At 67.6% G+C, this 21906-nt stretch carries 17 protein-coding genes; 7 read left to right on the top strand and 10 right to left on the bottom strand.

Features of this window, described 5'->3' with window-relative positions; all coding sequences use genetic code 11:
- Positions 1–26: 26 nt before the first annotated feature.
- Positions 27–953, bottom strand: coding sequence for a LysR substrate-binding domain-containing protein (locus tag FFS62_RS20005; RefSeq protein WP_137974615.1), 927 nt, complete (start codon positions 951–953; stop codon positions 27–29).
- A gap of 138 nt (positions 954–1091) precedes the next feature.
- Here FFS62_RS20005 and FFS62_RS20000 point away from each other — a divergent pair, with 138 nt between their 5' ends.
- Positions 1092–2480, top strand: coding sequence for a NorM family multidrug efflux MATE transporter (locus tag FFS62_RS20000; protein ID WP_137974614.1), 1389 nt, complete (start codon positions 1092–1094; stop codon positions 2478–2480).
- A 129-nt stretch (positions 2481–2609) separates the two neighbouring features.
- Here the strand turns inward: FFS62_RS20000 and FFS62_RS19995 are convergent, their stop codons facing one another.
- The gene (locus FFS62_RS19995) at positions 2610–4283 is read right to left on the bottom strand and encodes a bifunctional diguanylate cyclase/phosphodiesterase (protein WP_137974613.1); all 1674 of its coding nucleotides are present in this window, start codon (positions 4281–4283) and stop codon (positions 2610–2612) included.
- A gap of 294 nt (positions 4284–4577) precedes the next feature.
- Between FFS62_RS19995 and rep the strand changes: the two genes are divergently transcribed.
- Both rep and FFS62_RS19985 read left to right on the top strand, forming a co-directional pair.
- On the top strand, positions 4578–6587 hold the full coding sequence (rep, locus tag FFS62_RS19990) for a DNA helicase Rep (protein ID WP_137974612.1): 2010 nt from the start codon (positions 4578–4580) through the stop codon (positions 6585–6587).
- Positions 6588–6658: 71 nt separating this feature from the next.
- Positions 6659–9223 carry an SEL1-like repeat protein gene (locus FFS62_RS19985; protein ID WP_137974611.1) on the top strand — a complete coding sequence of 855 codons (2565 nt, stop codon included), beginning with the start codon at positions 6659–6661 and terminating at the stop codon, positions 9221–9223.
- A 61-nt stretch (positions 9224–9284) separates the two neighbouring features.
- Here FFS62_RS19985 and FFS62_RS19980 read toward each other — a convergent pair whose 3' ends face one another.
- The 5 genes from FFS62_RS19980 to dadA all read right to left on the bottom strand — a co-directional run bounded on the left by FFS62_RS19980 (position 9285) and on the right by dadA (position 13238).
- The gene (locus tag FFS62_RS19980) at positions 9285–9707 is read right to left on the bottom strand and encodes a cytochrome c5 family protein (RefSeq protein WP_137974610.1); all 423 of its coding nucleotides are present in this window, start codon (positions 9705–9707) and stop codon (positions 9285–9287) included.
- 120 nt (positions 9708–9827) lie between these two features.
- Positions 9828–10376 carry a cupin domain-containing protein gene (locus tag FFS62_RS19975; RefSeq protein ID WP_137974609.1) on the bottom strand — a complete coding sequence of 183 codons (549 nt, stop codon included), beginning with the start codon at positions 10374–10376 and terminating at the stop codon, positions 9828–9830.
- 103 nt (positions 10377–10479) lie between these two features.
- Entirely contained in the window at positions 10480–11553 is a 1074-nt protein-coding gene (gene alr, locus FFS62_RS19970) for an alanine racemase (RefSeq protein ID WP_137974608.1), read from the bottom strand.
- Between the two features lie 58 nt (positions 11554–11611).
- Positions 11612–11965 carry a RidA family protein gene (locus FFS62_RS19965; protein ID WP_137974607.1) on the bottom strand — a complete coding sequence of 118 codons (354 nt, stop codon included), beginning with the start codon at positions 11963–11965 and terminating at the stop codon, positions 11612–11614.
- Complete coding sequence (gene dadA / locus FFS62_RS19960; RefSeq protein WP_137974606.1) at positions 11940–13238, bottom strand: D-amino acid dehydrogenase; 1299 nt, start codon at positions 13236–13238, stop codon at positions 11940–11942. The genes FFS62_RS19965 and dadA overlap by 26 nt, the downstream gene beginning before the upstream one ends.
- A 219-nt stretch (positions 13239–13457) precedes the next feature.
- Here dadA and dadR point away from each other — a divergent pair, with 219 nt between their 5' ends.
- Positions 13458–13946 (top strand): transcriptional regulator DadR, encoded by a 489-nt coding sequence (dadR, locus tag FFS62_RS19955; protein WP_137974605.1) that lies wholly within the window; start codon positions 13458–13460, stop codon positions 13944–13946.
- A gap of 102 nt (positions 13947–14048) precedes the next feature.
- Positions 14049–15383 (top strand): FAD-binding oxidoreductase, encoded by a 1335-nt coding sequence (locus FFS62_RS19950; protein WP_137974604.1) that lies wholly within the window; start codon positions 14049–14051, stop codon positions 15381–15383.
- Between the two features lie 118 nt (positions 15384–15501).
- Here the strand turns inward: FFS62_RS19950 and FFS62_RS19945 are convergent, their stop codons facing one another.
- Positions 15502–15726, bottom strand: a complete 225-nt coding sequence (locus FFS62_RS19945) for a DUF1127 domain-containing protein (protein WP_137974603.1) — start codon at positions 15724–15726, stop codon at positions 15502–15504.
- A 178-nt stretch (positions 15727–15904) separates the two neighbouring features.
- Between FFS62_RS19945 and FFS62_RS19940 the strand changes: the two genes are divergently transcribed.
- Positions 15905–17329 (top strand): PLP-dependent aminotransferase family protein, encoded by a 1425-nt coding sequence (locus FFS62_RS19940; RefSeq protein ID WP_137974602.1) that lies wholly within the window; start codon positions 15905–15907, stop codon positions 17327–17329.
- Between the two features lie 58 nt (positions 17330–17387).
- The gene (locus FFS62_RS19935) at positions 17388–18938 is read left to right on the top strand and encodes a phospholipase D family protein (protein WP_171016383.1); all 1551 of its coding nucleotides are present in this window, start codon (positions 17388–17390) and stop codon (positions 18936–18938) included.
- Between the two features lie 5 nt (positions 18939–18943).
- On the opposite strand, the gene FFS62_RS19930 is transcribed toward FFS62_RS19935, so the two are convergent.
- Both FFS62_RS19930 and FFS62_RS19925 read right to left on the bottom strand, forming a co-directional pair.
- Positions 18944–20095: an MFS transporter gene (locus tag FFS62_RS19930; RefSeq protein ID WP_137974601.1), complete on the bottom strand. Its 1152-nt coding sequence runs from the start codon at positions 20093–20095 to the stop codon at positions 18944–18946.
- Positions 20096–20230: 135 nt separating this feature from the next.
- The gene (locus tag FFS62_RS19925; RefSeq protein WP_137974600.1) at positions 20231–21724 is read right to left on the bottom strand and encodes an aldehyde dehydrogenase; all 1494 of its coding nucleotides are present in this window, start codon (positions 21722–21724) and stop codon (positions 20231–20233) included.
- Positions 21725–21906: the final 182 nt, after the last annotated feature.

Raw genomic sequence — 21906 nt, 5'->3', positions numbered from 1 at the left:
CTGCAAGGCCACGGGCCCGGGCGGCATCAGGCCTTGATCCACTGCACCGGGGGCAGGCGCATCTGCGCCACCTCGCCGAGGAGGAAATCGCGCAGGCGCCACAGGCGTTCCTCGCCGCGCCGGCCACGCGGCCAGACCAGGTGATAGCTGTCGCCACTGGCCACCGCGCTGGGCCAGGGCAGGCCGAGGCGGCCCTGCTCGACATCCTCGGCGACCATCACCAGATCGCCGATGGACACCCCGTAGCCGCGCGCCGCCGCCACTATGCCCAGCTCCAGGGTATCGAACACCTGGCCGCCCCTGAGCGGTACCCGCTCCTCCAGGCCCATGGCCTGCACCCAGCGCCGCCAGTCGCGGCGGTCCGGCGTCGGATGCAGCAGCTCCGTGGCCTGCAGGCGCTCCAGCTCCCAAGGCCCATCGGCGGCCGCCTCCGGCGCGCAGACCGGGATCAGCCATTCGGCGAACAGCTCGACGCTCTCCCACTCGGCGGGGAAGGCACCGCCGCTGCTGAGCAGCACGGCGCAGTCGAAGGGCTCCTGGTGGAAGTCGACCTTGTCCACGTCCATCCAGGCACTGGTCAGCTGCACCTCGATATCGGCGTTGCGCTGGCGGAAGCGCGACAGCCGCGCCAGCAGCCAGCGCATGGTCAGGGTCGAGGGCGCCTTCAGGCGCAGGGTGGCGTCGTCGGCGCTCAGCGCGGTGCAGGCCCGCTCCAGCGCATCGAAGCCATCGCGCACGCCCGGCAGCAGCAGGCGCGCACTCTCGCTCAGACGCAGGTGGCGGCCGGCGCGCTCGAACAGGCGGCAGCCGAAGTGCTCCTCCAGGGTGCGGATATGCCGGCTCACCGCGCTCTGGGTGATGGCCAGTTCCTCGGCGGCGCGGGTGAAGGAGGCATGCCGGGCGGCGGCCTCGAAGGCGCGCAGGGCATAGAGCGGGGGCAGGCGGCGGCCCATGGCGATTACCTATGAGTATTAGTCATGCCAGGCATCGCTTTTTTCCCTTTGTGCGACGGCGGCTGGCTCCGGAGAATTGCAGCATTCTCGGCTCGCCCGATTCCAGCGGGCAAGCCCTTTCACTGAGCCAGACTCATCATGCCGCACGCCGTACGCGACGAACTCACCGCCCTCTTCCGCCTCGCCGGCCCGTTGATCGCCGCGCAGCTGGCCCACGTGCTGATGGTGTTCACCGACACCCTGATGATGGGCAAGCTGGGCCCGGCCGAGCTGGCCGCTGGCGGCCTGGGCGCAGCCAGCTATTCATTCATCTCGATCTTCTGCGTCGGCGTGCTGGCCGCAGTGGGCAACCTGATCGCCATCCGCCACGGCGCCGGCGACACCGCCGGGGTCACCCGCCTGGCGCAGAACGGCCTGTGGCTGGCCTGGGGCCTGGCCCTGGCCTGCGGCCTGCTGTTGTGGAACCTCGGCCCACTGCTGGCCTATTTCGGTCAAGAGCCGCACAACATCGAAGGCGCCATGCAGTTTCTCTCCACCCTGGTGTTCGCCCTGCCCGGCTACCTCGGCTTCATGGCCCTGCGCGGCTTCCCGGCGGCCATCGGCCGGCCGGGCCCGGTGATGGCCATCAGCATCGGCGGCGCGCTGGCCAACTTCGTCCTCAACTATGTGCTGATCCACGGCTGGTTCGGCCTGCCCAGGCTGGGCCTGGCCGGCATCGGCCTGGTCACCGCAGTGGTGGCCAATGTGATGACCCTGCTGCTGTTCCTGCATCTGCTGCGCCATCCGGCCTACGCCGCCTATCCACTGCGCCAGGGCCTGCTGCAACCGCGCCTGGCCGAGCTGAAGGAGCTGCTGCGCCTGGGCCTGCCAATCGGCGGCACCTATGCGGTGGAGTCCGGCATGTTCGCCTTCGCCGCCCTGTGCATGGGCGCCATCGGCAGCCATGCGCTGGCCGCACATCAGGTGGCGATCATGTCGGTGTACGTGGCCTTCATGGTGCCGGTGGGGATTTCCTACGCCACCACCTTCCGCATCGGCCAGCACTACGGCGCCGGCCGCCTGCTCGAGGCGCGCCGCGCCGGGCGCCTGGGCATCGGCAGTGGCGCCGTGCTGATGCTCGGCTTCGCCGTGCTGTTCTGGCTGCTGCCGGAGCAGGTGGTGGGCCTGTTCCTCGACCGCCACGACCCGCAGTTCGCTGCCGTGGTGGCCATGGCCGTGAGCCTGCTGGCGGTAGCCGCGGTGTTCGAGCTGTTCGACGGCATCCAGACCATCGCCATGGGCGCGATCCGTGGCCTCAAGGATGGCAAGACCACCCTGCTGGTGGGCATCGGCTGCTACTGGGTGATCGGCATTCCGCTGGCCTGGGCGCTGGCCTTCCCGCTGGGCTGGGGCGCCGAGGGCGTGTGGTGGGGCCTGGCCGGCGGCCTGGCCTGCGCGGCGGTGGGCCTGACCCTGGGCTTCGAATGGAAGATGGGGCGCATGCTGCGGCCGCAGCCGGTCGCGGACGCCGAGGCCTGCCTGTCGTAGACAGAATCAAGAGCCCGGCACGCGCTTGAGAACCTAGCCCGGATGCCATCCGGGAAACAGGCCACTCCGCCCCCGGGTTGCATCCGGGCTACCCCTCGATTCAGCCATGCGGCGTCGGGTTGATCCGCTCTAAGACGGCATGCCGGCCAGCAGCGGCTGGCGCATGCCGAACACCAGGAAGCGCGCCAGGTCGGCCAGCGGCAGCGGCTTGCTGATCAGGTAGCCCTGCACCTGGTCGCAGCCGAACTGGCGCAGCAGGGCCAACTGCTCGGCGTTCTCCACGCCCTCGGCCACCACTTCCAGGTGGAGGTTGTGCGCCAGGTTGATCATGGCCCGCACCAGCTGGCGATTCTCCGCGCGCTCACCCATGCCGCCGACGAAGCTCTTGTCGATCTTCAGCAGGGTGATCGGCAGGTTGTTGAGGTGCACGAAGGAGGAGAAGCCGGTGCCGAAGTCATCCAGCGAGAAGCGCACGCCGAGCCGGCCGAGGGCCTGCATGGTCTGCTGCACCTGCTCGCTACGGCGCATCACGGCCGTCTCGGTCAGCTCGAACTCCAGCCACTGGGCGTCCACCCCGCGCTCTTCGATCAGGCGGCTGAGGGTCGACAGCAGCTGGCTATCCTGGAACTGGCGGAACGACAGATTGACCGCCATATGCAGCGCCGGCAGGCCGCGCCCACGCAGCCACTGCATGTCGCGCAGGGCGCGGGAGATCACCCAGTAGCCGAGCGGCACGATCAGCCCGCTCTCCTCGGCCAGCGGCACGAACTCGTCCGGGCCGAGCAGGCCGCGTTCGGTGTGACGCCAGCGCACCAGCGCCTCGAGGCCGACGATGCGCCCGCTCTGCAGGCACAGGCGCGGCTGGTAGTGCAGCTCCAGCTCGTCGCGGCGCAGGGCGCGGCGCAGCTCGGTCTCCAGATCGGCCATGCTGCGCGCGCCGCGATGGATGCGTTCGTCGTACAGATGATGGGTACAGCCCTGAGCCGCCTTGGCCTGCTGCATGGCGATATGCGCGTGCCACATCAGCGGGTCGGCGCCGGCGTCGGCGCGGGCATGGGCCAGGCCCAGGCTGCAGCCGAGCAGCAGGCTCTCGCCGTCGACCCAGTAGGGCTCGGACAGGGCCTCGGTGATGCGTTCGGCCAGGCGCTCGGCGCGGGCCGGATCGCGGCGGGTGTCGACCAGCAGGGCGAACTCGTCGCTGCCCAGGCGCGCCAGGGCGTCACCGGCCTCCAGCTGCGCCTTGAGGCGCGCCACCACCTGCAGGATCAGGCGGTCGCCGGCCTGGTAGCCGAGGGCGTCGTTGACGTGCTTGAAGTTGTCCAGGTCCAGGTGGCCGAGCGTCAGCCCACGCCCTTGGTATTCCGCCAGGCGCGCCGCCAGCAGGGTCTGGAAGCCCTGGCGGTTGGCGATGCCGGTCAGCGGGTCCTGCTCGGCCAGGCACTGCAGGGTGTTCTGCAGGCGCGAACGCTCACCGGCGTAGCGCAGGCAGCGGCGCAGCAGATCGACGCTGAGGCTGCTATGCACCAGCCAGTCGTAGACATCCGTCGGCGCCTCGGCGGGCTCCTCGTCGAGCAACAGTACGGTGGGCAGCGAGCAACGGCCGGGGGCCGGGCGACAGGCGGGAGTGGTCAGCAGCAGGCCGCAGCCGCCGTCGTCGAACAGGCTGCTGGCGGCCTCCCAGGAGGGTGCGGTGATCAGCGGGTAGGCCCCGGCGATGACTTCGAGCCGCGCGCGCAGCAAGGACGCCCACTCCGGCCTTTCGGCGAGCAGGACCAAGCGCATGGGTTCGACGAGCGCGGACAAACGACCTCCCCAAGGCCAAGCGAGACAGACTTACCCCGTCTGCGTGCACCGTTTTTCGGCGTTCTCTTTCTGCCGTCCTGTGCAGATTTCTGCGCATCCTCCCGGAAAGGCATAGCAGCGGCAACCGGGTGCGGGTGGTACAACCGTACATGATCTTAAAAAATAGTGACTTAGCACACAATCCTTAAGCTTTTTATGCGGAACTCGGCCCGCCCGGCGGCTGTCTGCACTCGTCCCGCCACGGCGTGGCGGCTGCTAGAATGCCGCCTCTTTTTTGCAGACCGAATGCCCTCCATGTCCCGACTCAATCCTCGGCAGCAGGAAGCCGTGAACTACGTCGGCGGCCCTCTATTGGTGCTCGCCGGCGCCGGCTCCGGCAAGACCAGCGTGATCACCCGCAAGATCGCCCACCTGGTGCAGCACTGCGGCATCCAGGCCCGCCACATCGTCGCCATGACCTTCACCAACAAGGCCGCGCGCGAAATGAAGGAGCGCGTCGGCACCCTGCTCAAGGGCGCCGAGGCCCGCGGCCTGACCGTATCGACCTTCCACAACCTGGGCATGAACATCATCCGCAAGGAATACGCAGCGCTGGGCTACAAGCCGGGCTTCTCGATCTTCGACGATGGCGACATCAAGGCCCTGCTGACCGACATCATGCAGAAGGAATACGCCGGCGATGACGGCGCCGACGAGGTCAAGAACTACATCGACAGCTGGAAGAACGACCTGATCCTGCCGGACCAGGCGCTGGCCAATGCGCGCAACCCCAAGGAGCAGACCGCGGCGGTCGTCTACCTGCATTACCAGCGCACGCTCAAGGCGTACAACGCGGTGGACTTCAACGACCTGATCCTGCTGCCAGTGAAGCTGTTCCAGGAACACAAGGACATCCTGGAGAAGTGGCAGAACCGCATCCGCTACCTGCTGGTCGACGAATACCAGGACACCAACTCCAGCCAGTACCTGCTGGTGAAGCTGCTGGTGGGCATGCGCAACCAGATCACCGTGGTCGGCGACGACGACCAGTCGATCTACGCCTGGCGCGGCGCGCGCCCGGAAAACCTGATGCTGCTGAAAGAGGACTACCCGTCGCTGAAGGTGGTGATGCTGGAGCAGAACTACCGCTCCACCAGCCGCATCCTCAAATGCGCCAACACCCTGATCGCCAACAACCCGCACGCCTTCGAGAAGCAGCTGTGGTCGGAGATGGGCATGGGCGACGAGATCCGCGTGATCCGCACCCGCAACGAAGACGCCGAGTGCGAGCGGGTGGCCCTGGAGATCCTCACCGAGCATCTGCGCACCGAGCGGCCGTACAGCGACTTCGCCATCCTCTACCGCGGCAACTACCAGGCCAAGCTGATGGAGCTGAAGCTGCAGCACCATCAGATCCCCTATCGCCTGTCCGGCGGCACCAGCTTCTTCGCCCGCCAGGAGGTGAAGGACCTGATGAGCTACTTCCGCCTGCTGGTCAACCCGGACGACGACAACGCCTACCTGCGGGTGATCAACGTGCCGCGCCGGGAGATCGGCTCCACCACCCTGGAGAAGCTCGGCAACTACGCCAGCGAGCGCAAGATCAGCATGTACACCGCCAGTGACGAGCTGGGCCTGGCCGAGCACCTGGACAGCCGCTACACCGAGCGCCTCTCCCGCTTCAAACGCTACATGGACAAGATCCGCGAGCAGTGCGCCGGCAACGACCCGATCGGCGCCATCCGCAGCATGGTGATGGACATCGACTACGAGAGCTGGCTGCGCCAGAACGCCTCCAGCGACAAGGTCGCCGAGGCGCGCATGGGCAACGTCTGGTTCCTCGTCGAGGCGTTGAAGAACACCCTGGACAAGGACGAAGACGGCGACATGACCGTCGAGGACGCCATCGGCAAGCTGGTGCTGCGCGACATGCTGGAGCGCCAGCAGGAAGAGGAAGAAGGCGCCGAGGGCGTGCAGATGATGACCATGCACGCCTCCAAGGGCCTGGAATTCCCCTCGGTGTACATCATCGGCTTCGAGGAGGAGATCCTCCCCCACCGCTCCAGCATCGAGGCCGACACCATCGAGGAAGAGCGGCGCCTGGCCTACGTCGGCATCACCCGCGCCAAGCGCAACCTGGCGCTGACCTTCGCCGCCAAGCGCAAGCAGTACGGCGAGATCATCGACTGCACGCCGAGCCGCTTCCTCGACGAACTGCCGCCGGAAGACCTGGTCTGGGAAGGCCAGGAAGACACCCCGGTGGAGGTCAAGGCGGCGCGCGGCAACGACGCCCTGGCCAACATGCGCGCGATGCTCAAGCGCTGACCGCGCGCACAGTTGCCGCCGGCCGGCTTGGCTAGACTGCGTGCTTCCGCCGTATCGCAAGGAAGCGCGCCGTGTCCCACCGCATGTACCTGTACAACAAGGCCGAGATCGGCAGCAGCGCGGACGCCTGCCTGCCGCTGATGGAATGGGGCTACGAACTGCCCCTGCTGCTGCAACCGCTGTTCGCCCAGGCCCCCTGCGTCGGGCGCAACTGCTACAACGACCCCGACAGCGAGGAAGGCCTGTACGCCGAGGCCCCCGGCGGCATCGCCGCGTTGCGCGCCTTCTACGACTTCGTCGAGCGGCATGCCGGCGCGCTGCTGGAGAACGTCGAGGCGTTCCGCGAGGCGCGGCGCAAGATCTTCCAGTTGCTCGACGAACAGGCCGCCCACGCCTGGTTCCACCTGGACGCCTGGGACGTGTTCAACATGAGCGAAGACGACAGGCGTGCCCAGGCCGAGGCGCTGCTGGGCGAGATCGAGGCGGCCAACGCCTGCATCCGCGAGGCCATCGCCAACGACAATCCGCTGCTGCTCGACGCCTGTCCGGGCGTCGACGCGCCCTGGGCCGGTAGCTTTCGCACCCTGCTCAACCTGGACAGCTACGACTATGGCTGGGCGCCACTCAGCTCGCTGCTGCCCCACCAGGACGAGGACGAACCGCAGATCTTCTGCCAGAACGACCTGTTCGGCCTGCGCGGCGCGGACGGCAAGGTACTGATCGAACCGCGCTACCAGGCCTTCTACGACTTCGACTGGGACAGCGGCCTGGCCTGCGTACAGCAAGGCGGGCGCTTCGGCTATGTGGATCGCCAGGGCCAGGAAGTCATCGCCTGCCAGTTCGAGGATGCCTACGACTTCAGCGGCGCCCATGCACTGATCGCCGAAGGCGGCAAGTTCGGCCTGATCGACCGCCAGGGCCAGGTCACCGTGCCCTGCCAGTTCGACGGCGGCGATCCGCTGGACCACGACGGCACCTGCTGGAGCGTGCAGCAGGGTGAGCTGTGGGGCGTGATCGACCCGGCCGGCCACTGGCTGCTGCCGGCCGAGTACCGCCAGATCCAGAGCCACGGCGGCTGCTATTCCGCCAAGCCGGTGAAGGGACCGCAGCAACTGTTCACCAGCCGCTTCCACGCCCTCGGCGCCATCGGCCTGGACAACGTGGACATCGTCTACCTGAGCCAAGCCGAGAACGCCTATGTGATCCGCCGCCGCGACGGCAAGCAATGGCTGTATCGCGCCGTCGACGAACTCGGCCAGCCGCTGCTGCCCGGCGAATACCAGTCGCTCAAGTACCACCACGACCTGCAGGCCTGGCTGGTGCGCGACAAGCGCATGTACGGCCTCTACCGCCACACCGACCGGCAATGGCTGCTGCCCTGCACCCACTCCCGACTGGTGCCCCAGGACAACACCAGCCGCGAAGAGGACGGCAACGCCTACTGCGCAGTGCAGGACCAGCGAGGCTGGGGCCTGTACCGCGGCGGTGATCGGCCCGGCTGGATTTTCGAGCCACGCTTCGAGCACCTGGAGCATCTCAACCAGCGCTTCTTCAACGCCTGCCTGGATGGCCGCTGGGGCCTCCTCGACACCGGTGGCGGGTGGCTGCGCCAGCCCCTCGACCAGGCGCGGGCAGACTTCCGCTTCGTCCGTGACGGCGCGGTGGCACTGGTGTTCCACGACGACCGCGTCTGGTCCCTGCAGGCCGATGGCGAATGCCGGCCGCTGGCCGCCGAGCGCGCCCTGGAGATAGTCGACCGCTACGCCCAGTTCGGCCTCGACGACGTGCAGCAGGCCTGCCTGCAAGCCAGCGCCGGCGACCTCTGGCAGGCGCTGGACTGCCACCGCCGCGGTCTGGCCGCCTACGAGGCCGAGGATTACGCAACGGCCCGCCCGCTGCTGCTGCGCGCCGTCGAGCTGGGCAACGACGACGCCCTCAACGACCTGGGCTGCCTGCTGCAGAACGCCGACCAGGATGACCACGGCGCCCTCGCCTACTTCCAGCGTGCCTGCGACGCCGGCTCGGCGCTGGCCGCGCGCAACCTGGGCTACTGCTACCAGCACGGCCAGGGCACCGAGGCGGACCTGGTCAAGGCCCGCGACTATTTCCTGCTGGCCACCGAGCGCGGCCATCGCCCGGCGCACCTGGAGCTGGCCGCGCTGCTGCTCGACCACCAGCCGGAACTGGGCGACCTCGACCTGACCCTGGAGCACTACCTGGCGGCCTGGCGCCACGGCGACAAGGACGAGAGCGCCAGCTGCCTGGGCTGGCTGTACGAGCAGCGCGAGGACTATGCCCAGGCCCAGCGCTACTACCTGCATGCGGCCGCCCATGGTGACGCCTATGCCGACTGGCGGCTGGGCCGTCAGCATCGGTACGGTCTGGGCATGCCGGCCAATCCACCCAAGGCACTGGAATATCTGCGCCGCGCCAGCGAGCAGGAGTGCGAGCACGCCTACCTGGACCTGGCCGAACTGCTGCTGGACGAGGAAGCCACCCAGGAAGAAGGCCTGGGCTGGCTGCAGAAGGCGGTGGATGCCGAAGTGGCCGGCGCTCGCGAGCTGGCCGAGCAGTTGCTGAAACAGCGCAATGGCTCCGGCCTGCTGGGGCGCCTACTCGGCCGTCTGCGACAATAGGCCGCAGAGAGAAGACGTAAAAAAGCCGCCCGCAGGCGGCTTTTTTCTCGCTGTCGCAGCCTTACAGGCCGGACATCTTCTGGATCGCGCCTTTCAGCTCGTCGTCCGAGCAGGTGGCGCAGGTGCCTTTCGGCGGCATCGCGTTGATGCCGGAGATGGCCTTGGCCAGCAGGCCGTCGAGACCACCTTCCTTGTCGGCGCGGACCTTCCAGGCGGCGGTGTCGCCGACTTTCGGCGCGCCCAGCACGCCAGCGCTGTGGCAGGCGCCACAGTGGGCGGCGATCACGTCGTCGGGCGACTTGGCGCCACCACCGGCGGACACGGCTACGGCGCCGACGCCCTTGCATTCTTCACCCTGGATGCAGACCTCGCCGACCGGCTTGATGCGCTCGGCGATCTCGTCGTTGGTCGCAGCCTGAGCGCTCACTGCCCACAGGGCCAATACGGCAGCTTGGGCCGCCAGCATTTTCTTGATCAGGTTCACGGTACACCCTCATTGGCTAGACACGCTCGCGGCCACGGTTTCGCGAGCGGGCGCAGTATAACGGTTAGGCCTGTCGGCCGGAACAACCCAACTTGTCGCAGGGGCATTGCCCCCGCCCTTTTAGAAGTTAGCCGGGGTCGTCGCACTGATCAGGCGAGCCGGCCTGTCGAACGGATTACGGAAGCGGTGCGGCTTGGTGCTGTCGAAGTAGTAGCTGTCGCCCGGCTCGAGGACAAATACCTCGGCGCCGACGGTCAGTTCGAGACGCCCGTCCACCAGCATGCCGGCCTCTTCGCCGTCGTGGTTGAGCATTTCCTCGCCGGTGTCGGTACCCGGCGGGTAGATCTCGTCGAGGAAGGTGATGGTCCGATTGGGATGCGCCTTGCCGATCAGCTTCATCGTCACGGCACCGCTGGAAAGGTCGGTCAGTTCGTTGGCCCGGTACACCACCTGGGTGTGGCTGTCCTGCTCCATATCCAGGGAGAAGAACTCCACCAGCGACATGGGAATCCCGCCGAGCACCTTCTTCAACGAGCTGATCGAGGGGCTCACGCTGTTCTTCTCGATCATCGAAATGGTGCTGTTGGTGACGCCCGCACGTTTGGCGAGTTCACGCTGGGAAAGGCCTTTGAGTTTGCGGATAGATTGCAGTCGAACACCGACGTCCAATGCGGGGGTCCTCCTTGGGAGCAAGGCATATGGGTGGCCGTATCATGGCGCCAGTGTTCAGTATTTACAACACTGCCGCCGCAATTGCTCCGCTGCCCGGCCGCTAGCCCCCGGAATAGAGCCTCGGTACCCGCTTGAGATTGCAGAACAACTGGTACGGAATGCTGCCGCAACCGTAGGCCACCGCGCTGGCCGAGACGTTGCGGCCCCACAATTCGACCCGACTACCGAGGCCGGCGCCGGGCAGATCGGTGAGGTCGACGGTGAGCATGTCCATCGATACCCGGCCGATCAGGCGGGTGGCCTGGCCATCGACCATGACCGGCGTGCCGGTCGCCGCATGCCGCGGGTAGCCGTCGGCATAGCCCATGGCGACCACGCCGACGCGGGTCGGCCGTTCGCTGACGAAGCGCGCGCCGTAACCCACCGGCTCGCCGGCCGGCAGCTCGCGCACGCTGATGATCTTCGACTCCAGGGTCATCACCGGCTTGAGCCGCGCGGCCTGGGCCTGCTCCTGTTCGAACGGGGTGGCGCCGTAGAGCATGATGCCGGGGCGCACCCAGTCGCTGGGAATGCTCGGCCAGCCGAGAATGGCCGGCGAGTTGCGCAGGCTGATCTCCGCCTGCAGGCCGCCACGGGCCTCGTGGAACAGGGCCAGCTGCTCGGCGCTGCGCGGGCTGTCGAGCTCGTCGGCGCGGGCGAAATGGCTCATCAGCACGATCTTCTCGACCTTGCCGCTGGCCAGCAGGCGCGCGTGAGCGTCACGGTACTCGGCCGGGTGCAGGCCGACCCGGTGCATGCCCGAGTCGACCTTCAGCCACACCTGCAACGGTCGCGCCAGGCGCGCCCGCTCGATGGCCTCGACCTGCCAGGACGAGTGGACCACGCACCACAGCTGGTGCTGGTCGATCAGGCTCAGCTCGCTCTCCTCGAAGAAGCCCTCGAGCAGCAGGATCGGCTTGCGGATGCCGGCATAGCGCAGCTCCAGCGCCTCCTCGATGCAGGCCACGGCGAAGCCGTCGGCCTCCGTCTCCAGCGCCGCCGCGCAGCGCGTGGCGCCGTGGCCGTAGGCGTCGGCCTTGACCACCGCCAGGGCTTTTGCCCCGCTGATCTCGCGGGCGAGACGGTAGTTGTGACGCAGGGCTTCGAGGTCGATCAGGGCACGGGCGGGGCGCATTTCGGCTACTTCGTTCGGTTAAAAAAAGCCCGGCGGGGGTGCCGGGCGAAAGGGATGTTCAGTTTTGTGCGGCGACGACCATCATCTCCACCAGCACACGCGGGTCGTACAGCTTGCCCTCGACGCAGGCGCGGGCCGGGGCGGCGCCTTCGGCGACCCAGGCGTCCCACACTTGGTTGAGGCCGGCGTAGTCGGCGGCCATGTCCTTGAGGTAGATGGTCACCGAGAGAATCTTCGACTTGTCGCTGCCGGCCTCGGCCAGGGCGCTGTCGATGTTGGCCAGGGTCTGCCGGGTCTGCTCAGCGATGTCGCCGCTGTAGTCGTCGGCCAGCTGGCCCGCGAGGTAGACGGTGCCGTTATGGATGACGATGTCGCTGTAGCGTTTCTCAATGCGCAGGCGCTGGATGGACATGCTTGTGGGTCTCCTTGGTGTTGCCGTAGCGGGAAATATCCAGGCCTTCTGCGCTGATCTGCGGACGCTTCTTCGCCATCAGATCGGCGAGCAGGCGACCGGAGCCGCAGGCCATGGTCCAGCCAAGGGTACCGTGTCCGGTGTTGAGGAACAGGTTGCGATAGGCGGTGCCGCCCACGATCGGCGTGCCATCCGGGGTGGCCGGGCGCAGGCCGGTCCAGAAGGTCGCCTGGCTGACATCGCCGCCCTGCGGATACAGATCGTTGGTGATCATCTCCAGGGTCGCGCGGCGCGCGGGATTGAGGCTCAGGTCGAACCCGGCGATCTCGGCCATGCCGCCCACACGGATGCGGTTGTCGAAGCGGGTGATGGCGACCTTGTAGGTCTCGTCGAGGATGGTCGAGGACGGCGCCATGTCCGGGTTGCTGATCGGCACGGTCAGTGAGTAGCCCTTGAGCGGATACACCGGCGCCTTGATGCCCAGCGGCTTGAGCAGCTGCGGGCTGTAGCTGCCGAGGGCGAGCACGTAGCGGTCGGCGGTCTCCAGCTTGCCGTCGATCCACACGCCGTTGATGCGGTCGCCGGCGTGGTCGAGGCGCTCGATGTTGCAGCCGAAGCGGAATTCCACGCCCAGGGCCTTGGCCATGTCCGCCAGCTTGGTGGTGAACATCTGGCAATCGCCGGTCTGGTCGTTGGGCAGGCGCAGGGCGCCGGCCAGCTTGTCGGTGACGCCGGCCAGGGCCGGTTCGACGCGGGCGATGCCGGCGCGGTCGAGCAATTCGTAGGGCACGCCGGACTGCTGCAGCACGGCGATGTCCTTGGCCGCGTTGTCCAGCTGGGCCTGGGTGCGGAACAGCTGGGTGGTGCCGAGCTGACGGCCTTCGTAGCCGATGCCGGTCTCGGCACGCAGCTCGTCGAGGCAGTCGCGGCTGTACTCGGACAGGCGCACCATGCGCTCCTTGTTCACCGCATAGCGGGACGCGGTGCAGTTGCGCAGCATCTGCGCCATCCACAGGTACTGGTCGATATCGGCGGTGGCCTTGATCGCCAGCGGCGCGTGCTTCTGCAGCAGCCACTTGATGGCCTTCAGCGGTACGCCCGGGGCGGCCCAGGGCGAGGCGTAGCCGGGGGAGACTTGCCCTGCGTTGGCGAAGCTGGTTTCCAGGGCCGGGCCGTTCTGGCGGTCGACCACCACCACTTCGAAGCCGGCGCGGGCCAGATAGTAGGCGCTGGCGGTACCGATCACACCGCTGCCAAGAACCAGAACGCGCATTGTGGCCTCCATCAGGCGTTTGTTTTGCTGAGCGTTATGGCCGGCAGTATAGGAAGGCTTGAGCAGCGATAATCACTGTTTATCAAGCGGCATTTGGCGTTATCTCGCGGCGTGGAGCACTTTTACAGGAAGGCATACAGGCGATATGGCTGGACTTGCGCCACACTGCCAGTGAATTATCGCGTTCTGTTATTCCACACACGCCGACCGGAGTCCGCCATGCGTACCCAGCACCAGAGCCGCCGCGAACTGGACAAGATCGACCGCAACATCCTGCGCATCCTCCAGGAGGACGGCCGCATCAGCTTCACCGAGCTGGGCGAGCGGGTCGGCCTGTCCACCACGCCCTGCACCGAGCGGGTGCGCCGCCTGGAGCGCGAAGGGATCATCATGGGCTACCACGCCCGCCTCAACCCGCAGCAGCTCAAGGCCAGCCTGCTGGTGTTCGTCGAGATCAGCCTGGACTACAAGTCCGGCGACACGTTCGAGGACTTCCGCCGCGCCGTGCTCAAGCTGCCCCACGTGCTGGAGTGCCACCTGGTCAGTGGCGACTTCGACTACCTGGTGAAGGCGCGCATCAACGAGATGGCCAGCTACCGCAAGCTGCTCGGCGACATCCTGCTCAAGCTGCCGCACGTGCGCGAATCCAAGTCGTACATCGTCATGGAAGAGGTGAAGGAGTCGCTGACCCTGCCGGTGCCCGACTGACGCGGCGGAAAAACAGTTTTTCCCGCGCCCCTCTTGGCGAGTCGCGCGGGCCGCGCTTATCCTGCGTCAAATTTTAACAACACATCACTCAGGATTTCGCACATGAACGCCCGCGTTCACCAGCCGCACCAGCCAGCCGTGCACAGCGACCAGCACGCACCCTCCTACTACGCCGCCACTGCCAACCTGCAGCTGGCCTATCCGCCGCTGGCGGGTGAGGAGCTGGCCGATGTGTGCATTGTCGGTGGCGGGTTCTCCGGTCTGAACACCGCCATCGAGCTGGCCCAGAAGGGTTTCTCGGTGGTGCTGCTGGAGGCGCATCAGGTCGGCTGGGGCGCCAGCGGGCGCAACGGCGGCCAGCTGATCCGCGGCGTCGGCCACGGCGTCGAGCAGTTCGAGTCGGTGATCGGCCAGGACGGCGTGCGCAGCCTGAAGCTGATGGGCCTGGAGGCGGTGGAAATCGTCCGCCGCCGGGTCGAGCAGTTCAGCATCGCCTGCGACCTGACCTGGGGCTACTGCGACCTGGCCAACAAGCCGGCGCACCTGGACGGCTTCGCCGAGGACAAGGTCGAGCTGGAAAGCCTCGGTTACCGCCACGAGCTGCGCCTGCTGCAGCCCGAGCAGATGCACCAGGTAGTCGGCTCCGACCGCTACGCCGGCGGCATGATCGACATGGGCTCGGGCCACCTGCACCCGCTCAACCTGGCCTTGGGTGAAGCAGCAGCGGCCGCCTCGCTCGGCGTGAAGCTGTTCGAGCATTCGCCGGTCACCCGCATCGACTACGGCCCGCAGGTGACGGTGCATACCGCCAGCGGCCGGGTGCGCGCCAAGACCCTGGTACTGGCCTGCAATGCCTATCTCAACGGCCTCAACGACAAGATCGGCGGCAAGGTGCTACCAGCCGGCAGCTACGTGATCGCCACCGAGCCGCTGTCCCCGGCCCAGGCGCGCAGCCTGATTCCGCAGAACATGGCCCTGTGCGACCAGCGGGTGACGGTGGACTACTTCCGCCTGTCCGCCGACAACCGCCTGCTGTTCGGCGGCGCCTGCCACTACTCGGGCCGCGACCCGGCGGATATCGCCGCCTACATGCGACCGAAGATGCTGCAGGTGTTCCCGCACCTGAAGGACGTGAGGATCGACTACCAGTGGGGCGGCATGATCGGCATCGGCGCCAACCGCCTGCCGCAGATCGGCCGGCTCAAGGACCAGCCCAACGTGTTTTACGCCCAGGCCTACGCCGGCCACGGCGTGAACGCCACCCACCTGGCCGGCAAGCTGCTGGCCGAAGCCATCAGCGGCCAGCAGGGTGGCGGTTTCGAGCTGTTCAACCAGGTGCCGCACATGACCTTCCCCGGCGGCAAGCACCTGCGCTCGCCGCTGCTGGCGCTGGGCATGGCCTGGTATCGCCTCAAGGAGGCGGTGGGGCTGGTCTGATCCAGGCCCGCGTTAGACGCGAGCGCCTTCGCGAGCAGAGCTCGCTCCTACACAACCCACCGAGCGCAGCCCATACCCGTTGGGTTGTCGCTGCGCTTGAGTGGAAAGCGCCCGGCGATTAGCGCAGCAGCCGCCAGAACGGCCGGGTCGCCTCGGTTCGCGCCTGTTCGGCGGTGAGGCCGATGTCCTTGAGCTGCTCGGCGTCCAGCTCCAGCAACGCCCGGCGGGTGCTCAGGCGCCGCTGCAGCAGCTGCCAGCGCCGCCCCAGCTTTCGCAGCGGCAGGCGTTCGCCACATTCGCGCCGCTCCTGCAGCGCCACATACAGATCTCCGAACTCGCGCATGGTCAGCCCTCCGTTCCAGGCCTTCTCCCTTGGGTGACCATGATGACGGCGACCATACAGCCAATACAGATTCACAAATAATCTATTAACTCCATACAGATCGCTCGACTGCGCAGCTGAATGGTCTATTCTGCCGTCATCTGTATTGCTCGCTCCGAATCAGGGCAAGGCATCTGTCATGACGCTCTATCTCAACTTGGCCGAGCTGCTCGGCACCCGCATCGAACAGGGCCTGTACCGCCCCGGCGACCGCCTGCCCTCGGTACGCGCCCTCAGCCAGGAGCACGGCGTCAGCCTGAGCACCGTGCAGCAGGCCTACCGCCAGCTGGAGGACGACGGCCTGGTGGAGCCGCGGCCGAAGTCCGGCTACTTCGTGCCGCCGAGCAGACAGAAGCCGGCGCTGCCGATGGTCAGCCGTACAGCCCAGCGTCCGGTGGAAGTGTCGCAGTGGGATCAGGTGCTGGAGCTGGTCAGCACCCCGCCCTATGGCGACGTGATCCAGCTCGGCCGCGGCATTCCCGATATCGGCGCGCCGACCCTCAAGCCGCTGCTGCGCAGCCTGTCGCGCCTGAGCCGGCGCCAGGGCCTGAAGGAGCTGAGCTACGGCTGCGTGGAGGGCGACATCGGCCTGCGCGAACAGGTCGCGCGCCTGGTGCTGGACTCCGGCTGCCAGATTCCGGCCGAGGACATCGTCATCACCACCGGCTGCCACGAGGCGCTGTCCACCGCAATCCGCGCCATCTGCCAGCCCGGCGACATAGTCGCAGTCGACTCGCCGAGCTTCCACGGCGTGATGCAGGCGCTCAAGGGCTTCGGCCTCAAGGCTCTGGAGCTGCCCACCGACCCGCTCACCGGGATCAGCCTGGAGGCACTGGAAATGGCCCTGGAGCAGTGGCCGATCAAGGCCATCCAGCTCACCCCGACCTGCAACAACCCGCTCGGCTACATCATGCCGGAGGCCAACAAGCGCGCCCTGCTGGAGCTGGCCCAGCGTTACGACGTGGCGATCATCGAGGACGACATCTACGGCGAGCTGGCCTACAAGTACCCGCGCCCGCGCAGCATCAAGTCGTTCGACGAGGACGGTCGCGTGCTGCTCTGCAGCTCCTTCTCCAAGACCCTGGCGCCGGGCCTGCGCATCGGCTGGATCGCCCCCGGCCGCTACCTGCAGCGGGTGCTGCACATGAAGTACATGAGCACCGGCATGAGCGCCCAGCTGCCGCAGCTGGCACTGGCCGAGTTCATCGCTGCCGGCCAGTACGAGCCGCACCTGCGGCGCATGCGCGCCCAGTACGCGCGCGGCCGCGAGCTGATGACGGCCTGGGTCAGCCAGTATTTCCCGCCCGGCACCCGCGTCAGCCAGCCCCAGGGCGGCTTCATGCTGTGGGTGGAGATGCCCCAGGGCTTCGACAGCCAGCGTCTCAACCGCCTGCTGGCGCCGCACAAGGTGCAGGTGGCGCCGGGCAGCATCTTTTCCGCCGCCGGCAAGTACCGCAACTGCCTGCGCATGAACTTCGCCAACGTGCAGTCCGCCGGCATGGAGCAGGCCGTGCGCCGGGTGGGCGAGACGGTGGCGCAACTGCTCGGCGAACATTCAGCCTGAATCTTTACGCAGCGGCAGGCGTCCCAAGTAAACGGAGCGACGCCCACGCGGAGGCCGCATCTTGCGCCATGCCCTGTTGCTCGGCCTGCTGCTCGCCCTGGGCGCCTGCGGCAGTGCCGTTCCCATCCAGCCCAGCCAGACGCTGTCGCCGGCCGAATCGGCCTTCGGCCGCCAGCTGCAGCAGCTCGCCGGCCGGCACGAAGGCCAGTCCGGCTTCCGCCTGCTGCCGGCCAGCGACGAGGCCTTCGCCGCCCGCGCCGAGCTGATCCGCGCGGCCCGCGGCAGCCTCGACCTGCAGTACTACATCGTCCACGACGGCCTCAGCACCCGCACCCTGTTCGACGAGCTGCTCAGCGCCGCCGACCGTGGTGTGCGCGTGCGCCTGCTGCTGGACGACACCAGCAGCGACGGCCGCGACTACGAGATCGCCCTGCTCGCCGCCCACCCCAATATCCAGGTACGGGTATTCAACCCGCTGCACCTGGGCCGCTCCACCGGCGTCACCCGCCTGCTCGGCCGCGCACTCAACCTCGGCCAGCAGCACCGGCGCATGCACAACAAGCTGTGGCTGGCCGACGGCAGCGCGGCCATCGTCGGCGGGCGCAACCTGGGCGACGAATACTTCGATGCCGAGCCCAGTCGCAACTTCACCGACATCGACCTGCTGGCCGTGGGCCCAGTGGCCGAACAGCTGGGGCAGAGCTTCGACCAGTACTGGAACAGCGCGCTGAGCAAGCCGATCCAGCAGTTCCTGCGCTGGGCACCGGACCAGCGCGACCTGGCCCGGGCCCGCCAGCGCCTGCGCGGCTACCTGGCCACGGCGCGGGTCGAGCAGAAGGCATTGTCTGATCGCCTGCAGGCCTACCGCGAGGAGCCCCGCCTGCAGCGCTGGCTCGGCGAACTGATCTGGGCGCCGGGCTGGGCCCTGTGGGACGCCCCGGCCAAGGTGCTGGCCGACGGCGAACCGGATCCGCAGCTGCTGCTGGCCAGCCAGCTGGAGCCCAAGCTGGCCGCCATCGAGCACGAGCTGATCCTGGTTTCCGCCTACTTCGTGCCGGCCGAAGACGGCATGCGCTACCTCACCGGCCACGCCGACGCCGGGGTGGATATCCGCCTGCTGACCAACTCGCTGGAAGCCACCGACGTGCCGGCCGTGCATGGCGGCTACGCGCCCTACCGGCGCGAGCTGCTGGAGCACGGCGTGCGCCTGTTCGAGCTGCGCCGCCAGCCCGACGGCAGCGGCTCCGGCGGCAGCGGGCCGTACAGCTTCAGCGGCGCCTCCGACTCCAGCCTGCACAGCAAGGCGATCGTCCTCGACGGCCGCTACAGCTTCGTCGGCTCGCTGAACTTCGACCCGCGCTCGCTGCTGTGGAACACCGAGGTCGGCGTGCTGGTGGACAGCCCCCAGCTCAGCGAGCATGTGCGCCGTCTGGCCCTGGAAGGCATGCAGCCGGCGCTCAGCTACGAGGTGCGTCTGCGCGACGGCCAGCCGGTGTGGCTGACCGAGGACGACGGTCAGCCGCGCGAGCTGGCGGAGGAACCCGGCGGCGCCTGGCGCCATTTCAACGCCTGGTTCGCCGATCTGATCGGCCTCGAACGCATGCTCTGAGCGGCCTAGCCGCGCCCTTCCGCCGGCGGCGCGAGGAATGCCGTGCGCCGCCAGGCCAGGCCGACGAACACCAGCGCACCGACGGCCATCAGCATCGGCAGCGCGTGGCCACTCAGCCACTGGCTGGCCGCGCCGGTGGACAGCGGCCCGAGCAGGCAACCGACACCCCACAGCAGGGCGATGTGCGAGTTGGCGCGTACCAGCGCGTCGTCGCGGTAGAACTGCCCGACCAGGATCAGCGACAGGGTGTAGAGCCCGCCGGCGGCGGCGCCGAACAGTACCAGCAGCGGCCAGATCAGCGGCGTGTGCAGCAGGAACGGAATGGCCAGGCTGGACAGCAGCAGGCCCACGCCACAGGCGCGGAACAGCAGGCCGCGCGAGACCCGGTCGGCGAGCAGGCCGATCGGCAGCTGCAGCAGCGCATCGCCAACCACCACCACGCTGGCCATCAGCAGCGCCGTCTCCTGGGCGAAGCCCTCGCGCAGCAGGTAGATCGGCAGCAGGGTCAGCACCATCGCCTCGAAGGCGGCGAACAGCACCACGGCCCAGGCGATCGCCGGCAGGCGCCGACAGAACGCCAGCAGGCCGCGGCCCGAGACGCTGTGCGCATCGACCCTGGGCGCCCCGCCATGACCGAACAGCACCAGGCTACCGCCGACCAGCAGGCAGGCCGAGAGCCAGAAGCCCAGGTCGCTGGCGCTGCCGATCACGCTCAGCGCCAGCGGCCCGGCCAGCTGGCTGAGGGCGAAGCCGGTGCCGTACAACGCCACCAGACGCCCACGCAGATGTTCCTCGACCAGCTGGTTGATCCAGCTCTCGCCCAGCACGAAGACCACGGTCAGGGAGATCCCGATCAGCAGACGCAGCAGCAGCCACAGCGGGTAGTACGGCAGCACGGCCAGCAGTCCCACCGAGACGGCGCTGGCCAGCAAGCACAGGCGCAGGGTCAGCGGCGTGCCGAACCAGCCGGCCAGGCGCCCGGTCAGGCGCGCGCCGAGCAGCACGCCGATGGCCGGCATGCCCGCCATCACCCCGATGGCGAACGGCCCGTAGCCCCAGCCCTCCAGGCGCAGCGAGACCAGCGGCAGGGTCACGCCCAGGGCCAGGCCGACGATGATCACCGCCGACGTGACGGCGAAATAGGTACCCCAACGCATAGCCATGTCCTTGTCATTTGGCCGTGCCGAAAGCACAACGGCCGGGTTCCCAAGGAAACCCGGCCGCAGGTGTGGCTCGCGAGAGCCGGCCCCGAGGGGCGGACCTTCAGGCGCGCGAGGCGCCCATCAATCGAATTACAACTTGATCCAGGTCGACTTGATCTCGGTGTACTTGTCGAAGGCATGCAGCGACTTGTCGCGGCCGTTGCCGGACTGCTTGAAGCCGCCGAACGGCGCGGTCATGTCGCCCATGTCGTACTGGTTGATCCACACGCTGCCGGCACGCAGGGCCTTGCCGACCAGGTGCGCCTTGGACAGGTTGCTGGTCCAGACGCCGGCGGCCAGGCCGTAGATGGTGTCGTTGGCGATGGCCACGGCTTCCTCGGTGGTGTCGAAACCGATCACCGACAGTACCGGGCCGAAGATCTCTTCCTTGGCGATACGCATGGCGTTGGTCACGCCGTCGAACACGGTCGGCTCGACGTAGGTGCCGCCGGTCTCTTCCAGCACACGCTTGCCACCGGCCACCAGCTTGGCGCCGTCGTCGTGACCGGCCTGGATGTAGCTCAGCACGTTGTTCATCTGGGTGGTATCGACCAGGGCACCGACGTTGGTCGCCGGGTCCAGCGGATGGCCCGGCTTCCAGGCCTTGATCGCCTCGACCACCATGGGCACGAACTTGTCCTTGATCGAATTCTCCACCAGCAGACGCGAGCCGGCAGTGCAGACCTCACCCTGGTTGAAGGCGATGGCACCGGCGGCGCCCTCGGCGGCGGCCTGCAGATCAGGCGCGTCGGCGAACACGATGTTCGGGCTCTTGCCGCCAGCCTCCAGCCAGACGCGCTTCATGTTCGATTCGCCGGCGTAGACCATCAGCTGCTTGGCGATCTTGGTCGAACCGGTGAACACCAGGGTGTCGACGTCCATGTGCAGGGCCAGAGCCTTGCCCACGGTGTGGCCGAAGCCTGGCAGCACGTTGAACACGCCGGCCGGAATGCCGGCCTCGATGGCCAGCTGGGCGATGCGGATACCGGTCAGCGGCGACTTCTCGGACGGTTTGAGGATGATCGAGTTGCCGGTGGACAGGGCCGGGCCCAGCTTCCAGCAGGTCATCAGCAGGGGGAAGTTCCACGGCACGATGGCGGCGACCACGCCGACCGGCTCGCGGGTGACCAGGCCCAGTTCGTCATGGGAGGTGGCGGCCACTTCGTCGTAGATCTTGTCGATCGCCTCGCCGCTCCAGCGGATGGCGCGCGACGCGGCCGGCACGTCGACGTTCAGCGAGTCGCCGATCGGTTTGCCCATGTCGAGGGTTTCCAGCAGGGCCAGCTCCTCGGCGTGGGCGTCGATCAGGTCGGCGAAGCGGATCATGATCTCCTTGCGCTTGACCGGCGCCAGGCGCGACCACACGCCGGATTCGAAGGTGGCGCGGGCATCCTTGACCGCCAGCTCGGCGTCGGCGGCGTCACAGCTGGCCACCAGGCCGAGCAGACGACCGTCGACCGGGCTGATGCACTCGAAGGTATCGGCGGCAGCGGCCTCGGTGTATTCGCCGTGGATGAAGGCGCGACCTTCGATCTTCAGGTTCTTGGCGCGCTGTTCCCAGTCGGCACGGGTCAGGGTGGTCATGCGAGGATCCTCGGGTGGAAGCGTGTCGCAAATCGACAACACGCACTGTCAATTATTCTGCCAGGCCGATTGCCGGCCTTTATGCAGGCAACACTAAACCAGAGCGCCCAGCCTTTTCAATATTTTTGACACGCAGGACGCAAACGCCTTGAAATGTTCGCTTTATCAAACATAGACTTCCG

Origin of the sequence: Pseudomonas sp. F(2018) (assembly GCF_005508865.1) — a bacterium.
Classification (GTDB): Bacteria; Pseudomonadota; Gammaproteobacteria; order Pseudomonadales; family Pseudomonadaceae; genus Aquipseudomonas.
This window is presented reverse-complemented; position numbering and strand designations above follow the sequence as displayed.